Consider the following 25,857-nt stretch of genomic DNA (forward strand, 5'->3'; position numbering starts at 1 on the left):
CCTGGCTGAGCCCGCCAGAGGCGCACCGGCCGGTGGATCGCCATGGCGCCATCGGCCTGCTCGGGATCCAGCAGGGGAGTCCAGCCGGGACCGATGGCGAAGGGTTTCTGCTCGTAGTCCGGGGCGATGCCGGTGCTACTGGGCACGATCCAGATCTGCAGCAGCCGGCATGGCTTATCGCCCTGGTTGATTTCGCTGTGCACCACACCGGTGCCTGCGCTCATGCGCTGCACCTCGCCGACGCGCAGCACCTCGGCGTGGCCCATCGAGTCGCAATGGTTGAGCTGGCCCTCCACCATCACGGTCAGGATCTCCATGTCGCGGTGGGGGTGCATGCCGAAGCCTGTGCCGGCGGCGATCGTGTCGTCGTTGATCACCCGCAGCGGCCCATAGCCCATCCAGGCTGGGTCGTAATGACTGGAAAAGGAAAAGCTGTGCCAGCTGTCGAGCCAGTCGAGCTGGCTGTGGAAACGCTCGGCGGCCGGGCGAAATACCAGGCCTGAGGAGGTGGTCATGGTTGGGAAATATGGATGTGGTGCAGGTGCGTGATCAGATCAGCGATGGAGTCGTCCTTGGCCGGATTGTCGCTGTTGCTCGACAGCTGGCGGCCCACCACATGGGCACCGAGATGGGCCAGCTGCAGCCTCATGGCCGTGAGCACGCCATAGCCGCCGCCGCCGGAGTGGGTGGCGATCACCACGGGGCGGCAGTTGAAGAGGGCCCGGAAGTCGCTGCCCTGCACCGACAGCCAGGCGATTGCACTGGTGAGCACCGGCGGGATCGAGCCGTTGTATTCCGGCGAGCAGATCACCCAGCGCGGAGAGGCTGCCAGCTGGGCCTCCAACGCCGCCAACCCTGGCGGTGTGCCGGCGGCCTGGGCTCGCGGGGTGAAAAGCGGCAGGTTCATGGTGGTGAGATCGAGCACGGCAGCGCTTTGGCCCTGCTGGCGGGCGGCCGCTGCGAAGCGCTCAGCCAGCTGCAGGTTATGGCCGTTGCTAGCGGCGATCACCAGTACATCTGTGGAGGTTGGGGTACTCATGGCTGGGGCTCCAGGGTGGAGTAATTGGTATAGCCAGCGTGGCCGGTGCTGAAGAAGCTGGCGAGATCCTGGGCATTGAGGGGCGCCAGCACCGTATCGATCGTCGAACTGCTGCTTAACGACTGGACAGGCGGTATCAGCGCTGGCGTTACCTGGCTGGTGTTTCTGCTGATGGAGCTACGGCTGCCCTTAGCCCGGAGCCAGAGGACTGATCCGCAGCTCGGGATAGCCGGTGGCAGGATCCAGCTCCCGCCAGAAATGCCATTCCGGCAGCAGGCAAACCACCAACTCGGCGGTGGTGCGCACCAGGGAGCCGGTGCAGAGGTGGCCGCCGATCACGGCGCCCCTGCTGTCGGCCACAGCAATGTGCAGATGGGCGCCATCGGGCGAAAGGGTGCCGGCCAGGCTGAGTATCTCCAGCTCACCGTGGATGGTCGTGGCCTCAGCAGCCCCCGCAAAGCGCAGCTGGGCGACCGAGAGGCTGCCCACGGCGCTAATCACGCAGCCCGCCTGCTCCTGCTGCTCGCCCATCCAGGTTTCCAGCGTCTGCCGGAGGTCGTCTCCCGGCGCAAGCCGCAGCGGCACCACCTTCATGGGGTTGGCCCCTCCACAAGCCCCTGGACCATCACCAAGGCATCCACATAGCCGGCATTGGCCACATGGGCGCCGAGGCGCAGGGAGTTGGGCTTGAGGTAAAAAGTGCCCACCCCATCCCCATAGCCAAAACAAATTAATTGACCAGAACTAAACAGTAAGCAGTAAGCAGTAAGCAGTAAGCAGTAAGCAGTAAATATTCAGCTCACCAGCTCCAACTCCTCAAGCAATCGCCGTTGGGCCGCAGCGGGCACAAAGCGGTGGGCCGCCATGGCGCCGCTCACGGCTACGGGGGGTACGCCAATTCCGGGGAATACGCCCGCACCGCAGAGCGCCAAGCCTTTGATCGGGGTGCCGCCGCCGGGGAAGGCTCCGCGGTTGGCGGGCCAGGCGGGGCCATAGCTGCCCTGGTGCACCCGCAGGAAGTCGCGATGGCTGAGGGGGGTTCCCTGCAGCTCAAGCACCACCCGCTCGTGCCAATCGGGCACCAGTTGATCGAAAACGCCATGGAACACACCGCAACGCTCGCGGCGCAGCTCCTCATAGGCGGGGGTGCCCCGCTCCAGATCCTTCCATAGCTCCCAGGGTTCGTTGGCTGGCGTGTATCCGTGCAACACCTGGTGGCCCGGCGGTGCCAGGGAGGGATCCAGCCGCGACGGCATCGACAGCACCACCATGTTGCGCTCAGCCCTGATGCCCCGCTGCCAATCTCCCACCCACACATGGTGGATGGGCAGCTCGGCCAGGCCTTCATCTTTGAAAGCCAGGTGCCAGTGAAGAAAGCTGGGACAAGCCGGCGCAGCCAGAAGCTTCTGGCGCCAACGCTCCGGTGCACTGCCCTTACCCAGCAGGGCGGCCGTATCCCATGGGCTGGCATTACTAATAACTCCGTGGCGGGCGTTCAGCCGTTCGCCGCTGACAAGGCGCACCCCCGTGGCCCGCCCCCCCGACAGTTCGATTTCAGCCACCGCCGCGCCCGTGCGCAGCTCGCCCCCATGGCGGCGGATGCCCCGCACCAATGCGTCCACCACGGCGGGGCTGCCACCTATCGGGTAGTCCAACCCCGCATCGGGCTCAAACCACTCGCCAAACAGGGTGGCCATGGCGGCTGCACTGGTCTGATCAGGCTCCAGGCCGGAGATCAGAAAACACAGCATCTCCACCCAATGGAGCAGAAAGGGATCGCGCAGATGGCGGCGGGCCATAGGCCCAAAAGCTCCGCCCAGCGCTGCCAGCTGGCCCGCCTGGCCGATCAGCCCCAACCCCTGGCTGCCAAGAGTGGTGAGCAGGCCAGCACCGGGGCGCAGGGCCAACAGCGGCAGCGATCCGGCGGCGCGGCACAACGGGGCCATGGCCACCAGAAAGTCCTGCCATTCAGCGGCGACCGCTGGCCCCCGCAGGCTGCGGAGCACCTCCAGAAATGGATCCAAACCCACGCCAACCCGAAGATTGCCCTCGGGCAACAGCAGGCCCCACTCCGAGTAGCGGGTCACCGGCACGCTTTCACCCACGGCCCGCAGCACCTGGGCCAGGGGGTTGGCACTAGGCCAGCGGCCCAGCCCGCTCCAAAGCGAGGGGCCAGACTCGAAGTGGAAGGGTCCCCGTCGAAAACCATGGGCGGCGCCGCCGGGCTGGCTGTGGGCCTCCAGCACCTGCACCTCCAGCCCGTGGCGCGAGGCGATGGCGGCGGCACAAAGGCCCCCCAGGCCACTGCCGATCACGATTAGATCCGGCATCGCCCCTCTCGCTCGCGGCAGCAAAGCAAGCAAGCGTCCCTACTTAGCAGCGTCAGATCAACCATCAACCCGACCCTAAGAGGCGCGATAGGCCCACGGGTTGGCGCCAACACCTACAGGGTCAGATTTGGACACACTGCACTTGTGCTTCGCGTCCGGTGCTGGCGAGCATGACTTACAGAAAATCAAGCATGTTCAAAATTAGAAGCAAACCGGGGTTTTGGTCACCCCAAACGGCTGCTAGGAGTTAAATGTATGGCGAACAAAATCCACTCCCGTGATGGGCATCCCACCTGTTCACCCCAATGAGAGCAACCCAAGGCAGGGCGCTTGTTCCACCAATAATCTGAGCCCAGAGTGTTGCGCCATTCTGGAGCGCATTCCTGGGGCAGGGCTGAAAGGGCCGGGCTATCCGGAAAATGTGTTGGGCCAGCTGATGCACAGCCCAGACCTGCTTGCCCCCTTTCTGAATTGGTGGGTCACCAGCAAGAGCTCGATGTCGTTCGGTGAGCGGCAGCAGGAGTTGGTAATCCTGCGGATTGGCTGCCTCTATGCAAGCGATTACGTCTGGAAGCACCACGTTTTAGTGGCCAAGGAGTTTGGTGCCAGTGATGAGGAAATTGAAGCGGTGCGGATGGGTCGCTTTGAGGCTTTCAACGGCCTTGAGAGGGCCTTGCTCACGCTGACAGAAGCCATGGTGGAAGAGCGCACCGTATCTGCTGAACTTTGGTCTGAATACGGCAGCCAATTAAGCGCCCAGCAGGTGGTGGATCTGATCGGCTTGGTTTCCCAGTACGTACTGTTCGCCCTCACCAACAACGTGTTGCAGGTGCCGATTGAAACATCGATGCCCCATGTACCTGGCTTAACCCAACCATAGACAATCACCACTGGCGCAGTTAAGCCACACTTTGCTGAGGAATTGCTAGCCATGAAGCAGACTTAATCAAAGGAAAAGTAAATGGCCCCAGGAACCACTGTGGTGGTGGGAGCTGCCCACGGCATCGGTGCAGCAATCGCCCGTCGTGTTGCCGGGGAGGCCTGGACCGACAGGCGCGTGATCGCTGGCATTTCCGATGAGCCAATGGATGCTCTGGCCAACGAATTGCGCCGTGATGATCTACAAGTGGATGTGGTACAAGTTGGCCTCGCCGATCAAACCTCCATTGCGGCGCTCGTGGTTGCAACCGCAGAGGCCGAGCAGGTAGCTGCGGCGGCGACCTCTTTGTTGTCTCCTGATTCGGCGCATATTGCCATTCACGATCTCTACATCGATGGTGGCGAGACCCTCGGGATTTAAGCCCCTCACTTCTAATTGAAGGGATCCCGTGGCTGGCTCAGCAATTGCAGCCACCTCAGGGGTTTTGTTTTGTAAGTACTGAATGCGGGCTAAAGCGCACTCAGTAGTAGCGGCTGAATCAGTCCCCACATGGGCCAGAAACCGCAGTAGCTCGCTCTGGGACACGGCAGCTCAGCAATACCTGCAACATAAAATTGCCGGGAGGAGCTTCACTGGCTCTTGAAGCGATAGCCGCCTGATTACCAGCCCAGCGGGCTTCCTTCAAGTGAAGTTGAAGGACTGGGGAGAGATTGCCTCACCACAGGCCTCGGATCGGCTGGGGCTCTGGGGCCGGCACTACCACCGGAGCTGGGGCGGGCTCGGGCTGAGGGGCAGGGGCCGGAACGGCCGCCACGCTGCGGGTGGCACCGCCCCAGCGGAACTTGACGCCACCACCCACGTCCCAGGCGGTGCCACCGGAATACAACCCGGCGCCGCCCCGCACATAGAAGGTGGTGTTGTCGCTGAGGGTGTAGGCCAGTTGCCCCTGCAGGCCAAGGCCACTGCTCTGCACCAGGGAGCCGGTGGCCTGGGTGGCCTGGCTGCCGCTGCCGCTGCTGACCACCGTGGCGGGCTCTCCGCCTAGGAAGCCAGCGCCCAGCCAGCTCACCCGCAAGGATGGTGTGATCAGGTTCTTGCCTTGCTGCATCGGCGCCCGCCAGGTGAAACCGATGTCGGCGGTGCCAACGGTGCTGCTGCTGGAGGGCAGCAAAAAGCTCTGGTTGGTGGTGCCATCGGGAATGCTCACCTGGCCGAAGGACAGGCTGGAGGTAGTGAGTAGGGCGCTGGGTTCGAGCAACTGGGTGTCGGACAGACGGATGCGTCCACCAAAATTCAGTGCCGTGTTGAAAGCACTGCCACTGCCGGAAGGGGAGCTGGTGCGGACACCGGCGGCATTACTGCTGCTGATGGCAAAGGGTTGTTGGCTGCTCAACCCATCGCCACCGATCGCAGCACTGATGAACCAGTCCGGACGGGACCACTGGGCAAACAGACCGCCGCCGCCCCAGGTGAGATCGGAGGATTGGCCGCTGAAGCTGGTGCCGTTGATGAACAGGGAGCCTCCATCGGCCGAGCCCTGACCAAAGCGTCCGAAGACGCCGGCAACGAGATCACGGCTGAAGGCGTAATCGAGCCGGAGGCCCAGCTGGGCCCCGTCGAAACCGGCCTGCCCGGCACCGGCACGCCGAATGGCAGCGGCGGCAACAGCACCGGCAGCACCACCCCGGGTGCCTCCGGCACCGCCACGGGCGAGCGGGATGGCAGTGGTGGCAGCCTCAACAACTACGCCAAAAGCGCCAGCCAGTCGGTGGTGAGCCAGGCCCTGGATGCCATCAAGAGCACCCGGCTCACCTCCGAGGCCCACACCAGCGGCAACGACGTGGTGATCGGCGAGATCGTGCGCTATCGGCTCAAGACGGACCTCCCCCAGGGGACCGTGGGCAAAGCGACCATGCGCGACGTCCTGCCCTCCGGACTGACCTTCCTGGCCGACAACACGGCAAAACTGGCCTTCGTCGCCGCCAATGCTGCCGATCTGAGCTGGAACCAGGGGGTGATCGATCCGTACTACCTGCCGAGCATCGGCAACAACAACACGGTGATCCCCACCGCCAGCTACGCGCCAACGATCGCGGGGCAGACGCTGAGCTGGGATCTGGGAGAGCTCGTGAACCGCAACACCGATCCGACGCAGATCGAATCGGTGCTGATCGAGTTCAACGCCCTGGTGGCGAACGTGGCCGGCAACCAGGCCGGCACCACCATCACCAACAGCTTCATCGCCAGCGCCGGCCTCAACGGCGCTGTGGCGGAGAGCACCTCGAGCGCCCCGCCCCTATTGGTGCGAGAACCACTGCTGCAGACCGACAAGACGGTGGTGCTCCAGAAGACCGGGGCCAGCGGCAACGCCAACCCCACCCCCGGCGACACCCTCGTCTACACCGTGGTCATCCGCAACACGGGTACGGCCAAGGCCTTCAACCTCAGCGTTGACGACAATCTCGATGCCCTAGGCATCAACTTCGATCTCAGCGGAGCGCCCACCGTTGTGCAGAGCCAGCCGGCGGCGCCAGCGGTGATCGACACCTCGATCTTCAGCGGCAGCAACGGCCTGAGCGACCGCATCCAGCTAGAGGTGCCTGAGCTGGACATCAACCAGTCGGTCACCATCACCTATCAGGGGGTATTGGCAGCGACCCTGCCACCGGGCACAGCCCTCTCCAACAGTGCCAGTGTCAGCTACACCAGCCTGCCGGGCACAGGCACAGCCAACGGCAGCGACGGCAACAGCACCGGCAGCAGCACTCCAGGGGCATCGGGCGCTGCCAACGGCGAGCGCAACGGCAGCGATGGGCCGGGCGCTCTGAACGACTATCTCAGCAGTAAGACCGTGATCCTTGTCGCCAACCGCCCTCCGGTGGCAGCGAACGACACCGGCGCCGCGATCGAAGCCGGTGGTCGCTTCAACAGCGTCGCCGGCTCCAACGCCAACGGCAACCTGCTGAGCAACGACAGCGACCCCGATCCCGCCGATAACCCGCTGACCATCAAGGGAACGGTGACCGGCATCCGAACGGGAGCCAGCGAGGGAGCGGGCAGCGCTGGGACCCTGGGATCGCCACTGATGGGAATCTACGGGCAGCTGATTGTCAATGTCGACGGCAGCTTCACCTACAACATCGACAACAATCACCCCATTGTTGATGCCCTCGATCCTGGCGCCAGCCTCAGCGAATCGTTCAACTACACCGTCTCCGATGGGGCGTTGAGCGATATCGGGCTGCTCACCATCACGATCCAGGGCGTCAATGACGCCCCCGTGGCAGACGACGACAACGGCGTGTCCATCGAAGCGGGGGGCACCCTCAACGGCACCCCCGGGGCGGATGCCAGCGGCAATGTGATCAGCAACGATCGCGATGTTGACAACGCCGATGGCAACAATCTGGTGGCACCACCCCAGGGCAAGGTGTTGTCGTTCCGCACCGGAGGCAATGAGGGATCCGGAACCACGGGCAACCTGGGTGCGGCACTCAAGGGCCTGTATGGCTCGCTGACACTCAATGCCGATGGCTCCTACCACTATGTGCTGGACAACAGCAACCCCACGGTGGATGCACTCAAACCCGGTGACACACTCACCGAGTTGTTCAATTACACCCTGCTGGATCACCCGGGTGGCCTGAGTGATACCGCTGTTCTGACCCTCACGATCCTGGGCAGCAATGATGCCCCGGTTGCGTTTAACGATGTAGGTGCGGCGATTGAGGCAGGCGGCACCCTAAACGGCACCCCTGGAGCTAATGCCAGCGGCAACGTGCTGGTCAACGACACCGATGTCGACTCCAAAGACACGCCCGCGCGCAACGGCTTCGTCGAATCCTTCCGCACCGGAGCGACCGAGGGATCAGGCACAGCCGGCACCATCGGTGCGCCCTTGCAGGGCCTGTATGGATCGATCACCTTCCAGGCCAACGGCACCTATATCTATGTGGTCAACAACACCAATCCAGCGGTCGACTCCCTCGATCCGGGCGCCTTCCTGAGTGAGTCATTCAACTACACCGTCTCCGATGGTGCGCTCACGGATATCGGGGTTCTGACGATCACGATCAGCGGCGCCAATGATTCCCCCGTGGCCGCTGATGACATCGGTAGTGCCATCGAAGCTGGTGGCACCCGAAATGGCACCCCAGGCAGTAATGCCGTCGGCAATGTGATCAGCAACGACCGTGATGTGGATACGGCCGATGGCAACAATCTCACTGGCCCGCCGCAGGGCACGATCACGGCTGTACGGACCGGCGACAAGGAAGACAGCGGCACCAGCGGTGTGGTTGGGGCAGCGCTGGAAGGTCTCTATGGCTCGTTGACGCTGAATGCCAATGGTGCCTACATCTATATCGTTGACAACAACAAACTGGCGGTAGATTCCCTCGATGCCGGCGACACACTTCGCGACACATTCAACTACAGCCTGCTCGACCATCCCGGCGGACTGACGGATACGGCCGTCCTGACGATCATCATCACCGGAGCCAATGATGCACCCGTCGCCGTCAATGACACCGGCACTGCACTGGAAGCCGGCGGGACACGCAACGGCACCGCCGGCTCCAATGCCACCGGCAATGTGCTGCTGAACGACACCGACGTCGACGCCGGTGACACGCCGGCCCTGAATGGATCCGTGAGCGCCATCCGCACCGGCGCCACCGAGGGGGCGGGAACAGCCGGATCGATCGGGTCTGGGCTGGCGGGCCTGTATGGCACGCTCACGATCAACGCCAACGGCAGCTACATCTACGTCGTCGACAACAGCAATCCAGCTGTTGATGCACTCGATCCCGGCGCCACTCTGATCGAGAGCTTCAACTACACCGTGCGTGATCGTCTCGGTGGGCTAAGCGACATCGGGGTGCTCACCATCACCATCACTGGGGCTAACGACGCCCCGATTGCAAACAACGATACCGGCACAGCCCTTGAAGCAGGTGGCACGTTGAACGGCACGGCCGGCACCAATGCCAGTGGCAACGTTATTAGCAACGATCGCGATGTGGATGCGGCGGATGGGGCGAATCTTGTCGCCCCGCCGCTGGCCTCGGTGTTATCGATCCGCAGCGGCGACAAGGAAGGGCTTGGCAACGCCGGCAGCCTCGGAGCAGCGCTGGCCGGCGCCTACGGAAGCCTGACCCTCAACGCCAATGGCACCTACACCTATGTGGTGGACAACGCCAACTTCACGGTCGACGCGCTCAACCCCGGTGATGTTCTGACGGAGACGTTCAACTACACGCTTCGGGACCATCCCGACGGCCTCACCGACACCGCCGTTCTGACCATCAACATCAACGGGGTCAATGATGCCCCGCTGGCCAGCGATGATGCCGGCACCGCCATTGAGGCTGGCGGCATCAGCAACAGCTTGGGCGGAGCCGATGCCACCGGCAATGTGCTGCTCAACGACACCGACGTCGACTTGAATGACACCCCGGCCATCAATGGCACGATCGTCGGCATCCGCCGTGGTGCAACAGAGGGTGCAGGTGCTGCCGGCACACCGGAGGGCAGTGGTGGTTTCGTGCTGGTGGGTAGCTTCGGCACCCTCACGATCGCCGCCAACGGCACCTACACCTATGTGGTGGACAACGCCAACGCCACAGTCGGTGCGCTCAACCCCGGCGATCTCTTAACGGAGTCATTCAACTACTCGGTTCTCGATCATCCAGGTGGCCTCACGGACATCGCCATCCTGACGATCACGATTGAAGGCGCTCAGGATGGCAACCTCACCAACAACACCCTCATCGCCGGCGAAGCTGGCGGCGTGAACAACAGCTCCGGCGGATTCGCCGGCCGCGGTGATCTGCTCGACAATCCCAGCCTCCCGGCCGGGACCACCGTGATCGCCATCCGTACGGGCGACACCCCTGGCTCAGGCACGGCAGGGAGTGTCGATGCAGCCGGAAACTTGGTGCTCACGGGCCTATACGGCACGCTGACCGTCAATCCCAATGGCGACTCCATCTACAGGATCAACAACAGCAATCTTGTTGTTGATGCGCTCGATCCTGGCGACACGCTGAGCGAGTTCTTTAACTACGACGTCAGCGACGGGGTGGGCACGACCACTGCCGTGCTTTCGGTGAACATCGGTGGCAGCAACGACACTCCTGTTGCCACCAACGACAGCGGTACAGCCGTTGAGGCAGGGGGCACGCAGAACGGTACGGCCGGTAGCGATGCCAGCGGCAATGTGATCAGCAACGATCGCGATGTCGACAACAACGACGGTGCTAACAGCGCGGCACCCCCGCTGGCCACGATCACGGCCATCCGCCGGGGTGCCAAGGAAGGTGAGGGGCTCACGGGTACGGCAATCGCCGGAGACCTGTTCCAGCTTGTCGGCTTCTACGGCACTCTCACCATCGCGGCCAAAGGCAGGTACAGCTATGTGCTGAATAACAGCAACCCAATCGTCGATGAACTGGATGCCGGCGACTTCATCATCGAGTCGTTCAACTACACCGTTCTCGATCACCCCAGCGGCCTGACTGACACCGCTGTTCTCAACATCCGCATCAACGGTGTCAATGATGCTCCTGTCGCCAGCGACGACAGTGGTGCTGCCCTAGAAGCGGGCGGCGTGGCCAATGGCACCGCCGGCAGCAATGCCACCGGCAACGTGCTCAGCAACGACACCGATGTCGATCGCGACGACACTCCTGCGCTCAACGGAGCGGTCACCGCGATCCGCATCGGTGCAACGGAGGGTTCCGGCGCGGAAGGTACTGCCGATGGAAGCGGTGGATTCGTACTGACAGGCAGCTATGGAATCCTCACCGTCCGTGCAAACGGCAGCTACACGTATGTGGTCAACAACAGCAATCCAACCGTTGATGCTCTCAGCCCGGGCCAAACTCTCAGCGACGAGTTCAACTACACGGTGCGTGACCGCGGTGGCCTCACCGACATCGCACGGCTGACGATCAGGCTCGACGGGGCCAATGATGCCCCGATCGCAGCCAACGACACCGGCACGGCCGTGGAGGCAGGCGGCACCTTGAACGGCACGGCCGGCAGCAATGCCAGCGGCAACGTGATCAGCAATGATCGCGATGTCGACAATAACGATGGCGGCAACAGCGTGGCACCACCGCTGGCCACGATCACGGCCATCCGCAGAGGCGCCAAGGAGGGGGTGGGTCTCGCCGGTACGGCGATCGCCGGAGGTGGCTTTGAACTTGTCGGCTTCTACGGAACCCTCAACATCGCGGCCGATGGCACCTACACCTATGTGGTGAACAACAGCAACCGCTTCGTCGAAGCGTTGGATGCCGGCGACTTCATCATCGAAGCGTTCAACTACACGGTTCTCGATCACCCCAGTGGCCTGACTGACACCGCAGTTCTCAATATCCGCATCAACGGTGTCAACGATGCCCCCGTTGCCAGCAACGATAGCGGCAGCGCCCTTGAAGCGGGCGGTGTGGCCAATGGCACCGCCGGCAGCAATGCCACCGGCAACGTGCTCAGCAACGACAGCGATGTCGATCGCGACGACACACCTGCCCTGAACGGAGTCGTCACAGCGATCCGCACCGGTGCCAGCGAAGGAGCCGGCACGGCGGGGATGCCTGATGGCGCTGGAGCTTTTGTGGTCCGTGGGGCTTACGGCACCGTCACCATCAACAGCAACGGCACCTACACCTACGTCGTCGACAACAGCAACCCAACCGTCGATGCCCTCAGCCCGGGCCAGACCCTCCAGGAGAGCTTCAACTACTCCGTGCGCGACATCGGCGGACTGGTAGACACTGCCGTACTCACGATCACGATCGAGGGGGCGAACGACACTCCAACGGCAAGCAACGAAACCGGCACAGCTGTGGAGGCAGGCGGTACCCGCAACGGCACCCCCGGTGCCAACGCCAGCGGCAACGTGCTCAGCAACGACAGGGATGTCGATAGCAACGACACGCCACTGTCCACCAAGGGCACGGTCACGGCCATCCGCTCAGGAGCCAAGGAGGGTTCAGGTACAGCAGGCAGCCCGGACGGGAACGGTGGCTTCCTGCTTGTCGGCACCTACGGCAGCCTGAGCATCAGTGCCAACGGGAGCTACACCTACACGCTCAACAACGCCAATCCCGAGGTGGATGGCATGGATGCGGGCGACCAACTGATCGAGACGTTCAACTACACGGTGCGCGACACCGGTGGCCTCACCGACACGGCCGTACTCACCATCACGATCACCGGCAGAAACGATGCCCCCGTCGCCAGCGACGACAGTGCCACGGCAACGGAAGCCGGTGGCGTCGGCAACAGCACGGGTGGTGCCGACGCCACCGGGGATGTTCTGAATAACGACAGCGATGTCGATCGCTCCGACACTCCAGCGATCAACGGGACGATCACCGCGATTCGCCTGGGTGGCGTGGAGGGCGCAGGAAGCGCCGGCACGATTGGCTCAGCCTTGCAGGGGCGCTATGGCGCACTGACGATCCAATCAGATGGCAGCTACCGCTATGTGATTGACAATGCCAACCCAACGGTCGAAGCCCTTAATCCGGGCGACCGCTTGAGCGAAAGCTTCAACTACACCGTGAGCGACACCGGCGGACTCACGGACCTGGCCGTACTGACGATCACGATCCTGGGGAGCAATGATGCCCCCGTGGCCAACGATGACATCGGCATCGCCAAGGAAGCCGGAGGGATCAACAACAGCAGTGGCGGCGCCAACGCCAGCGGCAACGTGCTGACCAACGACACGGACGTCGACAGCAACGACACACCGCTACCCAGCAAGGGAACGGTCACCGCCATCCGCACCGGTGCCGTGGAAGGGTCGGGCACGGCCGGCAGCGTTGGCAGTGCCATTCAGGGGCAGTACGGCAGCCTGCTGCTCAATGCCAACGGCAGTTTCACCTACGTGGTGAACAACAGCGACCTGACGGTGGAACGACTGAACCAAGGCGACAGTCTCACCGAATTCTTCAACTACACCGTGCTGGACCACAGTGGTGGACTCACGGACATCGCCGTGCTCGCCATCACGGTTGAGGGAACCAACGACAACCCCAAGGCCAGTGATGACTACATCGGCCGGATGACGTCAGGCCAGAGCGGCACCATCCGCGTGATCGCCAACGACACAGACATCGATTCCAGGCTGGTGCCGAACACGATCAAGATCGAAGGAACTGCGAATCCAGGCGAACCGCTTGTTGTTCCTGGCCAGGGCACCTGGAGTGTGGACCCTGGCAATGGCGACATCACCTTCACACCCAATCCGGGTTTCACAACAAACCCAACCCCGATCAAATACACCATCCAGGACGAACAGGGAGCCACCAGCAACCCAGCCACGGTCTACATCAACTACGACAGCCCGTCGGTGGGGCCCGAGCCGCCGATTCCCGTTACCGACGCGAGTCCCGTCAACCTATTCCTGCTGCTTGACAACTCCACTTCCATGCAGGGGCTCGACCCCACAGGCGTCACCCGTCTTGAGGCCCAGAACCGCATTGCCTTCTATTACTACCTCAAGCCTGTCTTCAACAACGCTGGCTACATCTTCAAGCAGGGCGACCAAATCGGTTTCAATGGCGATGTTCAACTCACCAACAACCAGATCCTGGCCACCGAAATCCTCAACTGGGAACTCATTGACAATCCATTCGACAACCAAACCGCCCAGAAGGTCACCATTCACACGATCGACTTCAGCTATCTGGTCACCCATACCAAAACGGTGATCACCAGCAGCAGCACAGCCGAGGGGGTCATTCTGTCCAGCGATGTTATGGCGACGGCCACACCCGACCAGCAATACGGCAGCAGCACCAGCCCCGATTGGATCGCGCGAGGCCTGCCTGCGCCCAGCGACCTCGATGCCTATTCAGCCCCGGGCACTCGCGGCAACCGCTACAGCGGCACTGAAATGCTGGGGGCACTCACGGCGCTCAAGGACGTACTGAAAGACGAACTCACCTCCGTGACCACCGATACCCTCACCTACGTGGGTCTGCTCACCGACGGACGCCCAGAGCGGCGTCCCTGGTGGGACAACCGGCCCGAATACGGCCAAGGCTGGAGCGGCGTCAATGTGGCCCTGCCCACCGATGCCGATCTGGGCGGTGATCCGATCACCAGTTCAGGCCTGCGCTATTTGAGCAATGGCACGCCGATCAAAGTGCCCACGGCCAATGGGGTGGACATCTGGGGCCAGAACCAACGGGAGCTCAATGCAGCCCTCGATAGCACCGCATTGAAAAGTGGCAGTCCGGACAACCTCAAGGTGATCAGCGTTGGCCTGGGAGATAGCGGTATCTCCAACTGGAATGCGATCTACTCCGACCTGTTCAACAACCAGACCTTCAACAACCAGGTTGGGGGCTGGGACTATCAGATATTCACTCCGAACATCCAGCTGCAGAGCTGAACCCAACCCCTGCACCACCGCGAAGCGATAGCCCGGCTGGATCACCAGTTTCACCGGGCCGCAGTGGGTCTGTAGCCAACTCGTTCAGCGGCGAACGTAGGTGCGGCCTTCGGGTCCGCGAACAGCTGCCCCGCCGTTAGGGCCACGCACAGCAGCCGCACCCTCGGGGCCACGGACGACAGCGCCACCATTAGGGCCGCGCACGGCAGCAGCGCCAGGGGCCACTACCGCACGAGGGGCGACGACGGGGGCAATGACAACTGGGGCAACAACAACAGGTGCAACAACGGGTGCAGCAACCACACCCCGTGCGACACAGTTCCCCAAGGGGCCCCTGATGAAGCCGATCCCGCACAACTCACTGGCGGAGGAGGGCACCGCCGCAAGGGTGAGGGCACCTCCAAAGACGGCGGCCAGGAAAGTGTTTTTCATGAAGCCTGCTCAGGTTGGGGTTGGTTCATTCAAGGCCATCGGGTCACTGTCGTGCTCAAGGAAGGTGAACTCGGCACTTGACACGCCAGGCGGTCGCCGAATGGCTTGACCATTGGGGCGAGCTGTGGGGAGCCAGGGAGTTCCTCGCTTAAGACCTCGATCCGGTAGTACTCGCGATCGTCTGAGCAGCAGATATCGGCGTAGTAACGCTCAACCACCGCATAGGCCGCGTCGTAGCTGTCGAACACCTGACCGGCGATGCCGTCGCTGATGCCGTCGTCGCGTCTGATCAGGTAGCTGCTCATGGCATCTGTCACTCGTCGTGCTTAAACATCTACGCCAGAGCCCCAACTGAATCGACGAAGTACATCAGGTATCCGCTCCAACTCTTGGGATCCAAGCCTGCTTGCCCATCCAACAAGGTGCTAGTTCTGACGCACTAGCACCGTCTGTGTCTCTAGCGCGCAGGCTTGTTGGGCAGGCCGCCATTGCAGAAGTTGGCCGCAATGGCCGTGCTGTCGCCACCTTTGATGCGGGGACTTGTGCGCTCCAGCCACGCCAACCCAGCATCGAAGCACTGATTCCAGCGGGAGGACTGGCCAGCAATGGGGCCAAGCGATAGGGCAATCGAGACTGAGCTCGCTGTGGCGACTAAGGCCAGAAGCGGGAACAGGTGAGCATTGATCATTTCCCGAACGCTGAGTATCCGTCCGTCGTGATCAGCCATGAGAAAAGCCCAGGTTGGGGAGCTTGCCCATTGTGAACGCTCCTTCCTGTCACTCGCCGTCACTGGCTTTGAGGCGCTGAGAGAGTTAAACCGTTGGTATAACTGTGGCTTGGCTTGTCACAGCCACGACTCCCCAAGCCTTCTAAGCCAGAAACTCTCAAATAGATTTTTGAGTCGTACCAGGCACTTTGGCGGCCACTGTCTGGCCCTGGGCCGTTCTGCTTAGGAGATCAGACAGGAGCTGGTGTTTCGCTTAACCCGATTGGTATTGCTGCAGGGGCATGGGCGGATTGATCAGGGCTGCTGAGCTATGGGGTTTTCCCCCGAATTCAGCGGTATCCCGCCATAACCGGCGACTTTTCCACAGGCTGAACGCCCCAGAGCCCGCTGCTGGTGCCAGCAGTGCAGCCCCCGCTGTGGAAAAGCCCTCTCCTCTTGACCGGCGGCAGCGGGGAGTTTTGGCCAGCCCAAGCGGAGCAGCAAGCCGCCAGGAAGGCAGCTCAGGACTTACTTCTCACGGCAAGACACGGCCTTGTCGGACTGGTTTTGCTGCTTTGACGCCGCTGCGGTGCACGTGACTTGATGGGTGGACTGCCGTGATGAACGCATGAGCCAAATCCCCGACCATCTGCTGGTCCACGTGAGCGTCGTCAATGAGTTCCCGGAGGACCTGTATCAGGCGATGCGGGAATTCATCAGCAGCCATCCCAACTGGGACCAGTACCGCCTGCTGCAGGCAGCGCTTGCGGGCTTCCTGTTCCAGCACGGCTGCAAGGACCGGGCCGTGAGCCGGCATTACCTCGACGGTTTGTTTCAGCGCGATCCGGCCTGCCTGAGCCGCTAGACCCAGGCAACCAAAGCAGCGCCGATAGCCATCAGCACCACCCCGAGCCAGGCCTTGAGGTCGAGCTCCTCACCAAGCAGCAGCAGCGCCAGCAGGGCAATCAGCACAACACTGAGCTTGTCGAGTGCCGCCACCCCAGCCACGGGCCCCAGCTGCAGGGCTCGGCTGTAGCAGAACCACGAGACCCCTGTCGCCAGACCGGAGAGGGCGAGAGCGCCTAGGCTGAGAGCGGGCAGGTGGCGTAGCTCCTGCCAATCGAGCCGGCCGCTGACCAGCAGCACCAGAGCCAGCACAATCGCCACGGCCAGGGTGCGGAACAGGGTGGCCATCCCCGCATCCACTCCCTGCACGCCCACCTTGATCAATAGAGCGGTTACTGCTGCGGAGAGCGCGGCCGCTACGGCCCACAGCTGCCAGTTCTGCACGGAGCGTTTTGCATTGGGAAGCTATGAGCTGAGGCTATCCGCGCTGGCAAGCCTTCTATGATTTAATGCTATCTACAATGATGCAACCTCTACCCTCGGCATCGCACCACGACTTATAAACATTAAGAACGTTTGGGCGAATACCAGCTACAGGGACTTTCAAGAAGCCTTGACGCTTTGCCGCTTCAAAAAGGATGCGTTCCTTTTGCGTTAACCTGTGAGGAACTCGACGGCTTCCTATTTTTGATTGAGTCGATTTACCGCGGCTTAATCTTTCAACGTCGTCCTTGATGTACTGAGACATAATAAAAATGGGGGCGGGCCAAGCAATAATGGATTAAGAGTCGATTGTTGGGCGGCCAAAATGTTGAAAAGAAATAATATTGGTAGACTTAACTAACCCGGCAATGCAACTGCAAAGATAGATTAGAAGCGGAAAGGTAAAAGCCGGGTGTGGCAGGCGGAACAACACCGATCACAAAGCCAATCATTGCGGCGTGGCCATTGAAGCGCTCAACACGCTGCAATTGCTCCATATGAAGTTAATCAGCGCGATGCTGAAAAACTCGTCGTGTTAAGACGAATGCCATAGGTTGTGAAAGGTTGCAGCAATGGTCGAGCTGCGTTTGCGTTTCCAGGCTGATTGGGAGGGCCACCACCTGACCTGAAACCTCCGGATCAGAAAGGGACCAACAATTATCCCTCGGCTAAATCCTGAGATGCGAGGGGATCTGGAAGACCCTGGGTGATCGCTAGGGCGCGTTTGTAAATGGCACTTGAGGTTGCACCTGCAGCCTCCATGGCGATGCGCATGTTCCGCCAGTAGTGCAGTGAGTCGTCTTGATTCATAAGAGCTGCTGCGGTGTCAGGCGCAAGCGGCCGCTCTGCCGCGGCGCCGGCTTGGCAGGCGGCAACCAAGGTTGATCTGCCCCTCGTCGACCAAGCGCCCCAACCGAAGCGCCAAGGCTTCCTCGTGGCGGGCAAAGCCACCCTGCTGGGAGGCGACCCAGGAGATCTCATGCTCCGTGATCACACCACTAGAGATGGACTCCAGAAAGACTTCCCCGACTGTCATGAGAGCCATGTAACGTCTTCGTTACATACTGCCGCGCCCAGCCTCGCTCCGTGGCTAGATCACGCCAGTGGCTCCTTGCGCTTCCGCTGCGTTGTGGTGCTCCAGCCAGGCGTTTTGTAGGTCAGATCTGGTGAGCCGATAGCCCAGCTGGCGGGCGGTGTGCACCAGTTCCTGACGGCTATGGCACTGGCGGAGGACCTGCCGGAGCGCCGGGCTGGTTTCTGCATCGGCCACCATCCGCTCCAAATCAGACCAGCTCACCTACTCAAACCAGAGATGGGATCAACCTCGCGTCAACTGGAGCCTGCTGCCAGGTTCCCTGAGGCACATTGCGGCGCATTGGCGTAAAGGTGCAGCGTTGCGAGCTCAGGACTGCTCTTCTGAGAGCCCAGCAAGCCCGTAGCAAGCAATCAGGTCGCGGCCTTCAGGGCTTGCAGTTCGGGCCCTTGCGGTTTGTGCCGCGGGGCCAACGCCAGACCTTGCCCATGAACTGGCGGCAATAACTGCACTGTTGATCTGCAGTGCTCAAGCACCAGGCGAGCCACGTTCAGGCCCGTGGCTGTCTCAAAGCCCTGAAAGCCTGGGGCGCTATTGACCTCGCAGATGCTGTAACCATCGCCATCAAACAGCAGGTCGACACCAGCTATGTCGAGGTTCAAGGCGGCGGCTGAATCGCGCGCTAGTCGCTCCAGCTCTGGGTTAAGCGGAAATGCCTGCCCATCCCCACCCCTACTGATGTTTGCCTTGAAACTGCCATCGGTGCTGCTGCGCAACATGGCGCCAATAACCTGGCCGCCAATTACCCAGACCCGCAGGTCCTTTCCGGGTCTTGTACCGATGTACTGCTGCAGGATCAGGCTTTGGGAGCGATCCAGCCCGGAGACCAGCTCCATCAGGTCACGGAAGCTGGCTGGGTCACGGCTGAGCACAACCCCGTCGCCATAAGAGCCAACCAGCAGCTTGATGACACAGGGAAACCCAATCTGTTGGGCGACCAGATGGGGATCGACTGGAAAGCGAACCAACATGGTGCGTGGGATTGGCAAATTGCTCTGGGCGAGGATTTGGTGCGCATAGAGCTTGTCCTTGACCGCCTCGATGGCGCTGCTGCGATTCACCACAGCCACACCCAGGTGCTCCAGCTGGCGCAGGATCGCCAATGAGAAGTAATCCGTGGCACTACCAGTACGGGGCAGCAAGACATCGGGGAGTTGAACCTCAGCGCCGCAGCGCCGAATTGATCGCCGGCCACCGCGGCTAACGATTAGATCGATTTCTTCTGGTGCGACGGTCTCAAAGCGGATGTCAAGAACGCGCGCCTCCTCCCGCAACCGCGTCAGCTCAAAGGGCTCGACCATTCCGGTCGGTCGCTTTTGAAGCACCCAGAGATCCATGCCAGCCCCATCCACAAACTCACTTTTCTCGTGTCGAGGCCATGGCTACAAGCCTTTTCAGCACAGGGATACGCTGCAGGCGCAACAGGCAAAAGAGCAGTAGCTCTGCTACAGCTGAAGCATCCTTGATCCAATCCGGGCGGTGAACGTGATCGGCACGATGTCCTTCCAGTTCAAGCCCACCCCCACTGAAATATCCGCGTCGACCTGAGCACTCGCCATGGACGCACCCACCGCTATTGCCCTGCCCTGTCCACTCTCTGCCGGCTGGGAGGTTGTCGAGCAGCGGCTGATCGAGCCGAGCCAGGGGGGTGGCTTCTCGGCCGGGGCCTACCGCCCAGAAGTTGATGAGTTGTGGCTGCTGAGCGATGCTCCCCGCGGCAGCATCAGCCGCTGGCGTGGCTTCCGAGCCGGCGGACTGAAGGGTCTCGTGCCGCTGCCACCCCTACAGCTGAAGCAGCCGCAGCCCATGGACGGCGAAGGGCTGGTGGTTGAAGCCCAGCACTTTTGGGTAGCCACTGAGGGGCGGCTGCAACCTGCGCAACCTGCTGCGTTGCTCCGCTACGACATGGCCGCAGGTTCGCTTCTGAGTAGCCGGGAGCTGCCGCCAGGTTGGCGCCTCCAGCCCAAGCGTGGACTGCGCAGCAATGGGGGCCCGGAGTCCCTGAGCCGTTCACCTGTAGACGGCGCCTTGCTGATGGCGGCTGAACAGCCCCTGCTGCAAGATCCACCTGATCGCGTACGGCTGCTGCGCTGGGCGCCCGATGCCAGCGGCGCCTTGCACCCTGCAGAGCTGCGCCCCTTGGCCCTGCCACCTGGAGGTTTGGGGCTCACCGATCTGCTGGCCAGCAAGCAGGGACTGCTCGGTTTGTGGCGACGCTTTACGGCACCCGATCAGTGGCAGGCGCGACTGGTGCTGTATCCAGCCAGCGCCATCACAACCATCACAACCAGCAACGCTGACGCTCCCCCCGTGGCTCCACTGATCAGCTGGAATCTGCTGCAGCTCGGTCTTGCTCCAGATAACTGGGAAGTGCTGCTTGCGGCTCCGCCCCTTGGCGATGGCCAGCCAAGCTTGCTGCTGGCGACCGACGACAACTTCAATCCCCTGCAACGCTCACACCTTGCCCGGCTGGTGCCGCGCCAGCTGCCGGGCTGCTCAGCGCCACCCCAGCAATGAAACAGCAATGAATCGCTCCGCGCTCAAACGCCGCCAGCTGCTCGAATTACTGGGCATCGGTGCTGGCAGCAGCGCCGCTGCCATGCTGCTGCCGCAGCTTGAGGTGCGCAGCCGTGGCACGGCAGGGGATGCTGCCCTGCCCTTTGTGCCCGTGCGTGCACCTCTGCCCTTGCCTGCTGACGGGCTGAATGCGGCAGACCAACGGCGCATCTATCGAACGTTCAACGTCGACGACAAACTGCTGGTTCCCGAGGGCTATCGCGCCGAGCTGATCGCTGTCTGGGGGGATCTTCTCGCCACGGGTCGCTTTGGCTTCAACAACGACTACCTGGCATTTCAGGCCCTACCTAGCGGGAAGGCCTTGTTGAGTATCAACTTCGAATACATAAGCCCGCAGACCTGGTCGGCAGGTTTTTCAGAAGCCGTGGGCACCACTCTGCCGCTGGAGCCTTTGCAGCAGTCCCTGGCCAGCCGCGGCGGCAGCGTGGATGTGGCCAGCCTGGCTGCGAACGACCCGCTGCGTTCGCTGATCGAGGCCGTGGCCCGTGCTGCCATGGCTGATCTCGGCATCGGCGTGCTCGAGCTTGAGCAGGGGAGCTCAGGCTGGCGCCGCCTCGGCGGCAGTCGCTATGAGCGGCGCATCGATGGGCTAAGCGGGCTCAGCCAGCAGGAGCAGGCACTGCGCTGCAGCGGTCCGGCGGCGGCGGTGTTTCGCCACAGCCAGCCGCTTGGCTACCGCGACGGCCTGGGTGATCGGATCATCGGCACCTTTGCCAATTGCGCTGGCGGCACCACCCCCTGGGGCACCGTGCTGAGCGCTGAGGAAAACTTTCAGTCGCAGGTACCCGAGGCCGTCTATGCCGATGGCTCGGCGGCTTCCCCCGAGAAGCGCCCGTTCCGCTGGGATGGTTCACGCCTCGACGGGCTCGGCAATCCCTTCGGGCTGGCCGGCAACAAGTACGGCTGGATGGTGGAATTTGATCCCCGCGAGCCAAGCAAACCCGCGGTTAAGCACAGTCTTCTGGGCCGCTTTCGCCACGAAGCCGTTGCCGTTGTGGCGCGGTCCGGGGAGCCGCTGGTGGTGTATTCGGGTTGCGATCGCCATGGCGGCCACTTTTACCGCTTTGTCAGTGAGGGGCTCGTGCAAGACCCGGTCGATCGCACCAATTCGCAGCTGTTTGCAGCCGGGCGCCTGGAGGTGGCCCGTTTCAACGCACAAGGCAGCGGCACCTGGATTGCCCTGGAGGCCACCACGGAGGTGCAGCCGCAACCCCCCAGTCATTACGAGCGCTTTGGCTGGGAGCAACCGGTCGTTTTGCCCCACAGCGACCGCCAGCGCAGCGGCAGTGAAGCGCTCAGCAGCGATTCCGCACTGCAGGCCTACCGCAGCCGCTACAAAAAACTTGGCGATCTTTACCCGTTGGGCGGCGATGACGTGCAGGCGCAGCTGCGGCAGCAGGGGGCGATCTTGATTGATGCCCATCTAGCCGCCAACGCTGCTGGTGCCACCGCCTGCCCCAGGCCAGAAGACACCGATATCGACCCGATCAACGGCGACCTGCTGATCGCTTTCACGGCGGCAGGCCGTGATGACAGCGGCTGCAGTGATCCGGCGGTCTTCCGCGGCCCCAAAGGCGAATCCCTCTGGCTCCACGGTTGGGTGATGCGCCTGAGCGATGGCGGCGCTGGCCGAGGCGCCCGCTTCCGCTGGCGGATGGTGGCCGCTGGCGGCCTGCCCTGGGAGGGCGGGCTCGGTTTTAGCCATCCCGACAACCTCGCCTTCGACCCATCCGGCAACCTCTGGCTGGTGACCGATCGCTCTGGGGATGCCGACCTCGATGTGTTCGGCAACAACAGCTGCTGGCTGCTGCCGCGCGAAGGTGCAATGGCGGGACAGGCCCTCTGCTTTGCGATCGGTCCGGTGGGGTGTGAGCTGTGCGGGCCCTGCTTCGATAGCGAGGGCCGCACGCTGTTTCTTGCGGTGCAGCACCCAGGCGAGGGCCAGGGTGTGCGCCAAGGCAAGGAGGTGGAAGCCCAAGCCCACAGCCTGGTCGATCGAAACGGTCAACGCTTCGAGCAGCTGCGCTGGGTGCCGCTCGGATCTAACTGGCCGTCTGGGGTACCCGCCAGGCCGCCCAGGCCCGGGGTCGTGGCGATCCGTCGTCTCGACGGCAAAACCCTGCTGAGCTGAACGCTGGTGCCAGTTCAGTTATGCCTGGAAGGCTGAGCCCCAGCAACTTGAGTGAATTGATTCAGTTGCGGCTCGACGTCGTTGCTGCGGACCCGGCGGTCCTTACCGAGGCCCCACCCTGGTGGCGCACCTCTCGGTGCGACGCAGTGCGCCCCGCCTGCACCAGGATGACAAGGCATCTGGCACCGGCTACCGCTGGGGCAAGGCCTGCTCCGACGATGAATACAACGTTAATCCGAGCCAAATACGGCGACAGCACAAGTGCAGAGGCCCAGCTATCGGCCTTGCGCTACCCGGGGCTTACGGCCACTTTGCGACCAATGTGATCGAGCAGCCCTGGCGCTGCATATCAACCTGGGACGGCCGGTCGCCATTCATAACGACCCCAACGGTGAAGCTGATCTGGTGGCAGGTGCTTACACCGCCAACAGCAACGACGCAGGGCAGCACTACGGCTGGAAGAACTGGTAGCCCATCCTTTGATCGTGAGCGCTTTGTCTTTAAGACCCTGGCGGTAGTGATCTTCACTCAGCTTTTGATCTATGCCCTTGCTGCTGGGGTGAGTGTGGAAAACCAGTTCCCAGAGGATCTATTTCAGGCTATGGCGGTATTCATCGACGATCACCCGCAATGGGATCAGTACAGGCTGATGCAGCCCGCAGTGGTCAAGCACTACCTAGATGGATTGTTTCGCGGACCAAAGCAGGGGCCCGGCGAGCCGGAAGCGCTATCAAGATGAGGCCATGAAACAGCTATCCGGCAAAAGCAAACCGAAGTGGCTGGTGCTGGCCAGTCAAATGCTGGCCGGGACCGTTTTTGTTGCCATGACCATCAGCGTTCTTCCGGCGCTGCTGCTGATGTCGCTTGTGATGGCCTTGCTTCTGATACCTGTCTTGAGGCAGGTTCGCAAGGAGGCAGAAAAGTCTGGAATTGAATTGAATTCACTTCCAAAAAATATGGTCAATGTCACACCTTTGCATCGCCGCTTGCAACAAGACCTCTTGAAATATTTTGGCCTTATACGTTGACTTTAGGGGGTGCTGCCGGGGCCAGTCCTGACTGCTTTGTGGAGAGATCACGAGCATGGGCTCATACTTTGAGAGACATTTCTTCCTGGCTGCAACGCCGAAACATGTAGCCTTTGCCTCGCGTTGTAAGAATAAGCTCGGGAACCTCTACGTCCTCCTCCACTTTTGCGCGCAGTCGTGATATGTGAACGTCTACTACACGACTGTCATTAGATTTTGTGGGCCTATACCCCCAAACCTGCTCGAGGATGTCCAGCCGGCTGACTGGCTCACCCGCTCGGTTAATCAATAGCTCTAGCAGGCTGAATTCCATTCCCGTTAGACGGATGCGCTCATCACCGCGATAGGCTTTGCGGCGCGTTAGATCAACCCTGAAATTCCCTACAATCATCCAATGAGTGCTTGCAGGCTTTAGCTCAGCGCCATTATTTATTTGCTTGCCGCTGAGAAGCAATGGAGAGCTTCTTCTCAGCACACAGCGAATACGTAGCTCAAGCTCTTTTGGGCTAAATGGCTTGAGTATGTAGTCATCGGCACCAAGCTTGAGTCCAGTGAGGCGGTCGCCCACATCACTCAATGAAGTGAGCAAAATAATCGGCACTTCTGATTGAGCACGGATCCTCTCGGTCACAGCGAAACCATCAAGCTCTGGCATCATCACGTCAAGAACAAGTGCATCCGGCTCAAAGCTGCGGAAGAGTTCAAGCGCCTGCATACCATTCACCGCCGCAGCCACCTCAAAGCCAGCTAGACGCAGCCTCGTTTCCAATATGCGCCTGATGTTCGCCTCGTCATCGGCGATCAGTATTCGGATGGTATGGGTACGACGTTCTGGGGTCAAGACACACCAAGCGCCGCAAGATGGGGCAAAAAATAGGTGGAATCCCCGTTGACCGCGGATTGCGAACAAGAATCGTCACATAAGCAGCTGCCCTATCCGCCGCTCCTTGCTCTTACTTCTAACGGCTCAAAGCCTCAATTTTTAGTTGCTGCATCACCCTCTGCCTGAGCAGACCTAATCAACCCCCCAGCTGGAGGTGCCGGCTGCTGAACAGCTCGCCGGTGCAGTTCACCGGTAATAAAGACGAGCGACCAGCTCGGTACCAGGCATCTACCAAGGCAGCGCTGGAGCGGGGGTAGAGCTCTCCAGCCAAGATCCAGAACTCGTCATGCAGCACCTGCGTCTGGTCTGGTGTGCCCACGTACCAAGGCGACTCAGGATCCTGTGACAGCTCCTCATGGAGCAGCAGGAGTCCCTCAAGTACGCAGTTGCGAGTTCAGGCGTCATCGGCTTTGCTGGCCCTACCTTGCGGTGCGGCTACCCAAGAACGTCTATCCACGCACTCCAAGGTGCGCCAGATCAAGCACTGGCCCCTACGGGTTGCGCCGCAGGACGAAACGGGGCTTCCAAGGGAAGGCTGCTAAGGGAATAGCCGAGCAGCGCTCAGGAAGATGGAGCTAGCGCCAGAGAACACAGCAGTGCTGCGGCAGCCGCTGCCACCTGTTGGGTGAATGAGCACCTCCGCGGCACCAGGGTCCCGGTGGCGGCTGTCTCCGAAAACCACCAAGACGGGATCTCCGTGCCGGACCTTGTGCATCGACCACCGGATAGGGGGTGATCAGCCGGGCTTGTCGGTGCCATAAGTCCTGGTGCTGCCCAATTGAGCCTCCAAGTTGGCCGGAAGATGTGAATTGGTGTTAAGTTCAGATGAGCGAGCGGTTTGCCGCCCCGCATCTACTTACCGCTTTCCTGCAAAGCCTTCCGGCATCTGTCAGGTAAGCCCTTCCCCAAACCGTTCTCATGACAACCACTATTCAGCAGCGCCAAGGCGCTTCTGCGTGGAACCAGTTTTGCGACTGGGTCACCTCCACCAACAACCGCCTCTACGTGGGCTGGT

At 61.7% G+C, this 25,857-nt stretch carries 22 protein-coding genes; 8 read left to right on the forward strand and 14 right to left on the reverse strand.

Annotation, left to right across the window (positions count from 1 at the left end):
- The 4 genes from KBY72_RS10395 to KBY72_RS10410 form a co-directional block, all read right to left on the reverse strand.
- Nucleotides 1-515 (reverse strand): pirin family protein (locus KBY72_RS10395; protein WP_254993520.1); only part of this gene is annotated, 515 nt, incomplete at its 3' end.
- On the reverse strand, nt 512-1,039 hold the full coding sequence (locus tag KBY72_RS10400) for an NADPH-dependent FMN reductase (protein ID WP_254993522.1): 528 nt from the start codon (nt 1,037-1,039) through the stop codon (nt 512-514). The genes KBY72_RS10395 and KBY72_RS10400, both read right to left, overlap by 4 nt.
- Nucleotides 1,040-1,228: 189 nt before the next feature.
- On the reverse strand, nt 1,229-1,633 hold the full coding sequence (locus tag KBY72_RS10405; RefSeq protein WP_254993524.1) for a PPC domain-containing DNA-binding protein: 405 nt from the start codon (nt 1,631-1,633) through the stop codon (nt 1,229-1,231).
- A 200-nt stretch (nt 1,634-1,833) separates the two neighbouring features.
- Nucleotides 1,834-3,369 (reverse strand): phytoene desaturase family protein, encoded by a 1,536-nt coding sequence (locus KBY72_RS10410; RefSeq protein ID WP_254961203.1) that lies wholly within the window; start codon nt 3,367-3,369, stop codon nt 1,834-1,836.
- A 436-nt stretch (nt 3,370-3,805) separates the two neighbouring features.
- Between KBY72_RS10410 and KBY72_RS10415 the strand changes: the two genes are divergently transcribed.
- Together KBY72_RS10415 and KBY72_RS10420 are read left to right on the forward strand one after the other, a co-directional pair.
- The gene (locus tag KBY72_RS10415) at nt 3,806-4,249 is read left to right on the forward strand and encodes a carboxymuconolactone decarboxylase family protein (RefSeq protein WP_254993526.1); all 444 of its coding nucleotides are present in this window, start codon (nt 3,806-3,808) and stop codon (nt 4,247-4,249) included.
- 81 nt (nt 4,250-4,330) lie between these two features.
- Nucleotides 4,331-4,669 carry an SDR family NAD(P)-dependent oxidoreductase gene (locus KBY72_RS10420; protein ID WP_254993530.1) on the forward strand — a complete coding sequence of 113 codons (339 nt, stop codon included), beginning with the start codon at nt 4,331-4,333 and terminating at the stop codon, nt 4,667-4,669.
- 295 nt (nt 4,670-4,964) lie between these two features.
- Here KBY72_RS10420 and KBY72_RS10425 read toward each other — a convergent pair whose 3' ends face one another.
- Nucleotides 4,965-5,642, reverse strand: a complete 678-nt coding sequence (locus KBY72_RS10425; protein WP_254961206.1) for a hypothetical protein — start codon at nt 5,640-5,642, stop codon at nt 4,965-4,967.
- On the opposite strand from KBY72_RS10425, the gene KBY72_RS10430 reads away from it, so the two are divergent.
- Nucleotides 5,631-14,663 carry a VCBS domain-containing protein gene (locus KBY72_RS10430; protein ID WP_254993533.1) on the forward strand — a complete coding sequence of 3,011 codons (9,033 nt, stop codon included), beginning with the start codon at nt 5,631-5,633 and terminating at the stop codon, nt 14,661-14,663. The genes KBY72_RS10425 and KBY72_RS10430 overlap by 12 nt on opposite strands.
- 84 nt (nt 14,664-14,747) lie before the next feature.
- Here KBY72_RS10430 and KBY72_RS10435 read toward each other — a convergent pair whose 3' ends face one another.
- The 3 genes from KBY72_RS10435 to KBY72_RS10445 form a co-directional block, all read right to left on the reverse strand.
- A complete protein-coding gene (locus KBY72_RS10435; RefSeq protein ID WP_254961712.1) occupies nt 14,748-15,095 on the reverse strand; it encodes a hypothetical protein in 348 nt (115 codons plus the stop codon).
- Nucleotides 15,096-15,124: 29 nt separating this feature from the next.
- On the reverse strand, nt 15,125-15,400 hold the full coding sequence (locus tag KBY72_RS10440; protein WP_254961711.1) for a hypothetical protein: 276 nt from the start codon (nt 15,398-15,400) through the stop codon (nt 15,125-15,127).
- 152 nt (nt 15,401-15,552) lie between these two features.
- The gene (locus KBY72_RS10445; RefSeq protein ID WP_254961710.1) at nt 15,553-15,822 is read right to left on the reverse strand and encodes a hypothetical protein; all 270 of its coding nucleotides are present in this window, start codon (nt 15,820-15,822) and stop codon (nt 15,553-15,555) included.
- Between the two features lie 607 nt (nt 15,823-16,429).
- Between KBY72_RS10445 and KBY72_RS10450 the strand changes: the two genes are divergently transcribed.
- Nucleotides 16,430-16,666, forward strand: coding sequence for a DUF2811 domain-containing protein (locus KBY72_RS10450; RefSeq protein WP_254961709.1), 237 nt, complete (start codon nt 16,430-16,432; stop codon nt 16,664-16,666).
- On the opposite strand, the gene KBY72_RS10455 is transcribed toward KBY72_RS10450, so the two are convergent.
- From KBY72_RS10455 to KBY72_RS10470, 4 genes are all read right to left on the reverse strand, one after another.
- On the reverse strand, nt 16,663-17,091 hold the full coding sequence (locus KBY72_RS10455) for an EamA family transporter (RefSeq protein WP_254961708.1): 429 nt from the start codon (nt 17,089-17,091) through the stop codon (nt 16,663-16,665). The two genes, KBY72_RS10450 and KBY72_RS10455, sit on opposite strands and share 4 nt — an antisense overlap.
- 865 nt (nt 17,092-17,956) lie before the next feature.
- Nucleotides 17,957-18,175, reverse strand: coding sequence for a hypothetical protein (locus tag KBY72_RS10460; protein ID WP_315859544.1), 219 nt, complete (start codon nt 18,173-18,175; stop codon nt 17,957-17,959).
- 45 nt (nt 18,176-18,220) lie between these two features.
- Complete coding sequence (locus KBY72_RS10465; protein WP_254961707.1) at nt 18,221-18,427, reverse strand: Nif11-like leader peptide family natural product precursor; 207 nt, start codon at nt 18,425-18,427, stop codon at nt 18,221-18,223.
- Nucleotides 18,428-18,576: 149 nt separating this feature from the next.
- Nucleotides 18,577-19,560, reverse strand: coding sequence for a RimK family alpha-L-glutamate ligase (locus KBY72_RS10470; protein ID WP_254993534.1), 984 nt, complete (start codon nt 19,558-19,560; stop codon nt 18,577-18,579).
- A gap of 220 nt (nt 19,561-19,780) precedes the next feature.
- On the opposite strand from KBY72_RS10470, the gene KBY72_RS10475 reads away from it, so the two are divergent.
- The 4 genes from KBY72_RS10475 (at nt 19,781) to KBY72_RS10490 (ending at nt 23,959) form a co-directional block, all read left to right on the forward strand.
- Entirely contained in the window at nt 19,781-20,740 is a 960-nt protein-coding gene (locus tag KBY72_RS10475) for an esterase-like activity of phytase family protein (protein ID WP_254993536.1), read from the forward strand.
- 7 nt (nt 20,741-20,747) lie between these two features.
- The gene (locus tag KBY72_RS10480; protein WP_254961704.1) at nt 20,748-22,931 is read left to right on the forward strand and encodes a PhoX family protein; all 2,184 of its coding nucleotides are present in this window, start codon (nt 20,748-20,750) and stop codon (nt 22,929-22,931) included.
- A gap of 121 nt (nt 22,932-23,052) precedes the next feature.
- Nucleotides 23,053-23,670, forward strand: a complete 618-nt coding sequence (locus KBY72_RS14445; RefSeq protein ID WP_254932470.1) for a DUF2811 domain-containing protein — start codon at nt 23,053-23,055, stop codon at nt 23,668-23,670.
- 4 nt (nt 23,671-23,674) lie between these two features.
- Entirely contained in the window at nt 23,675-23,959 is a 285-nt protein-coding gene (locus KBY72_RS10490; protein ID WP_254932471.1) for a hypothetical protein, read from the forward strand.
- A gap of 61 nt (nt 23,960-24,020) precedes the next feature.
- Here KBY72_RS10490 and KBY72_RS10495 read toward each other — a convergent pair whose 3' ends face one another.
- Nucleotides 24,021-24,800, reverse strand: coding sequence for a response regulator (locus KBY72_RS10495; RefSeq protein ID WP_254961701.1), 780 nt, complete (start codon nt 24,798-24,800; stop codon nt 24,021-24,023).
- Nucleotides 24,801-24,978: 178 nt separating this feature from the next.
- The gene (locus KBY72_RS10500) at nt 24,979-25,161 is read right to left on the reverse strand and encodes a hypothetical protein (RefSeq protein ID WP_254932473.1); all 183 of its coding nucleotides are present in this window, start codon (nt 25,159-25,161) and stop codon (nt 24,979-24,981) included.
- Nucleotides 25,162-25,857 lie beyond the last annotated feature (696 nt).

The organism is Cyanobium sp. BA5m-21 (genome assembly GCF_024346235.1).
Classification (GTDB): Bacteria; Cyanobacteriota; Cyanobacteriia; order PCC-6307; family Cyanobiaceae; genus Cyanobium_A; species Cyanobium_A usitatum.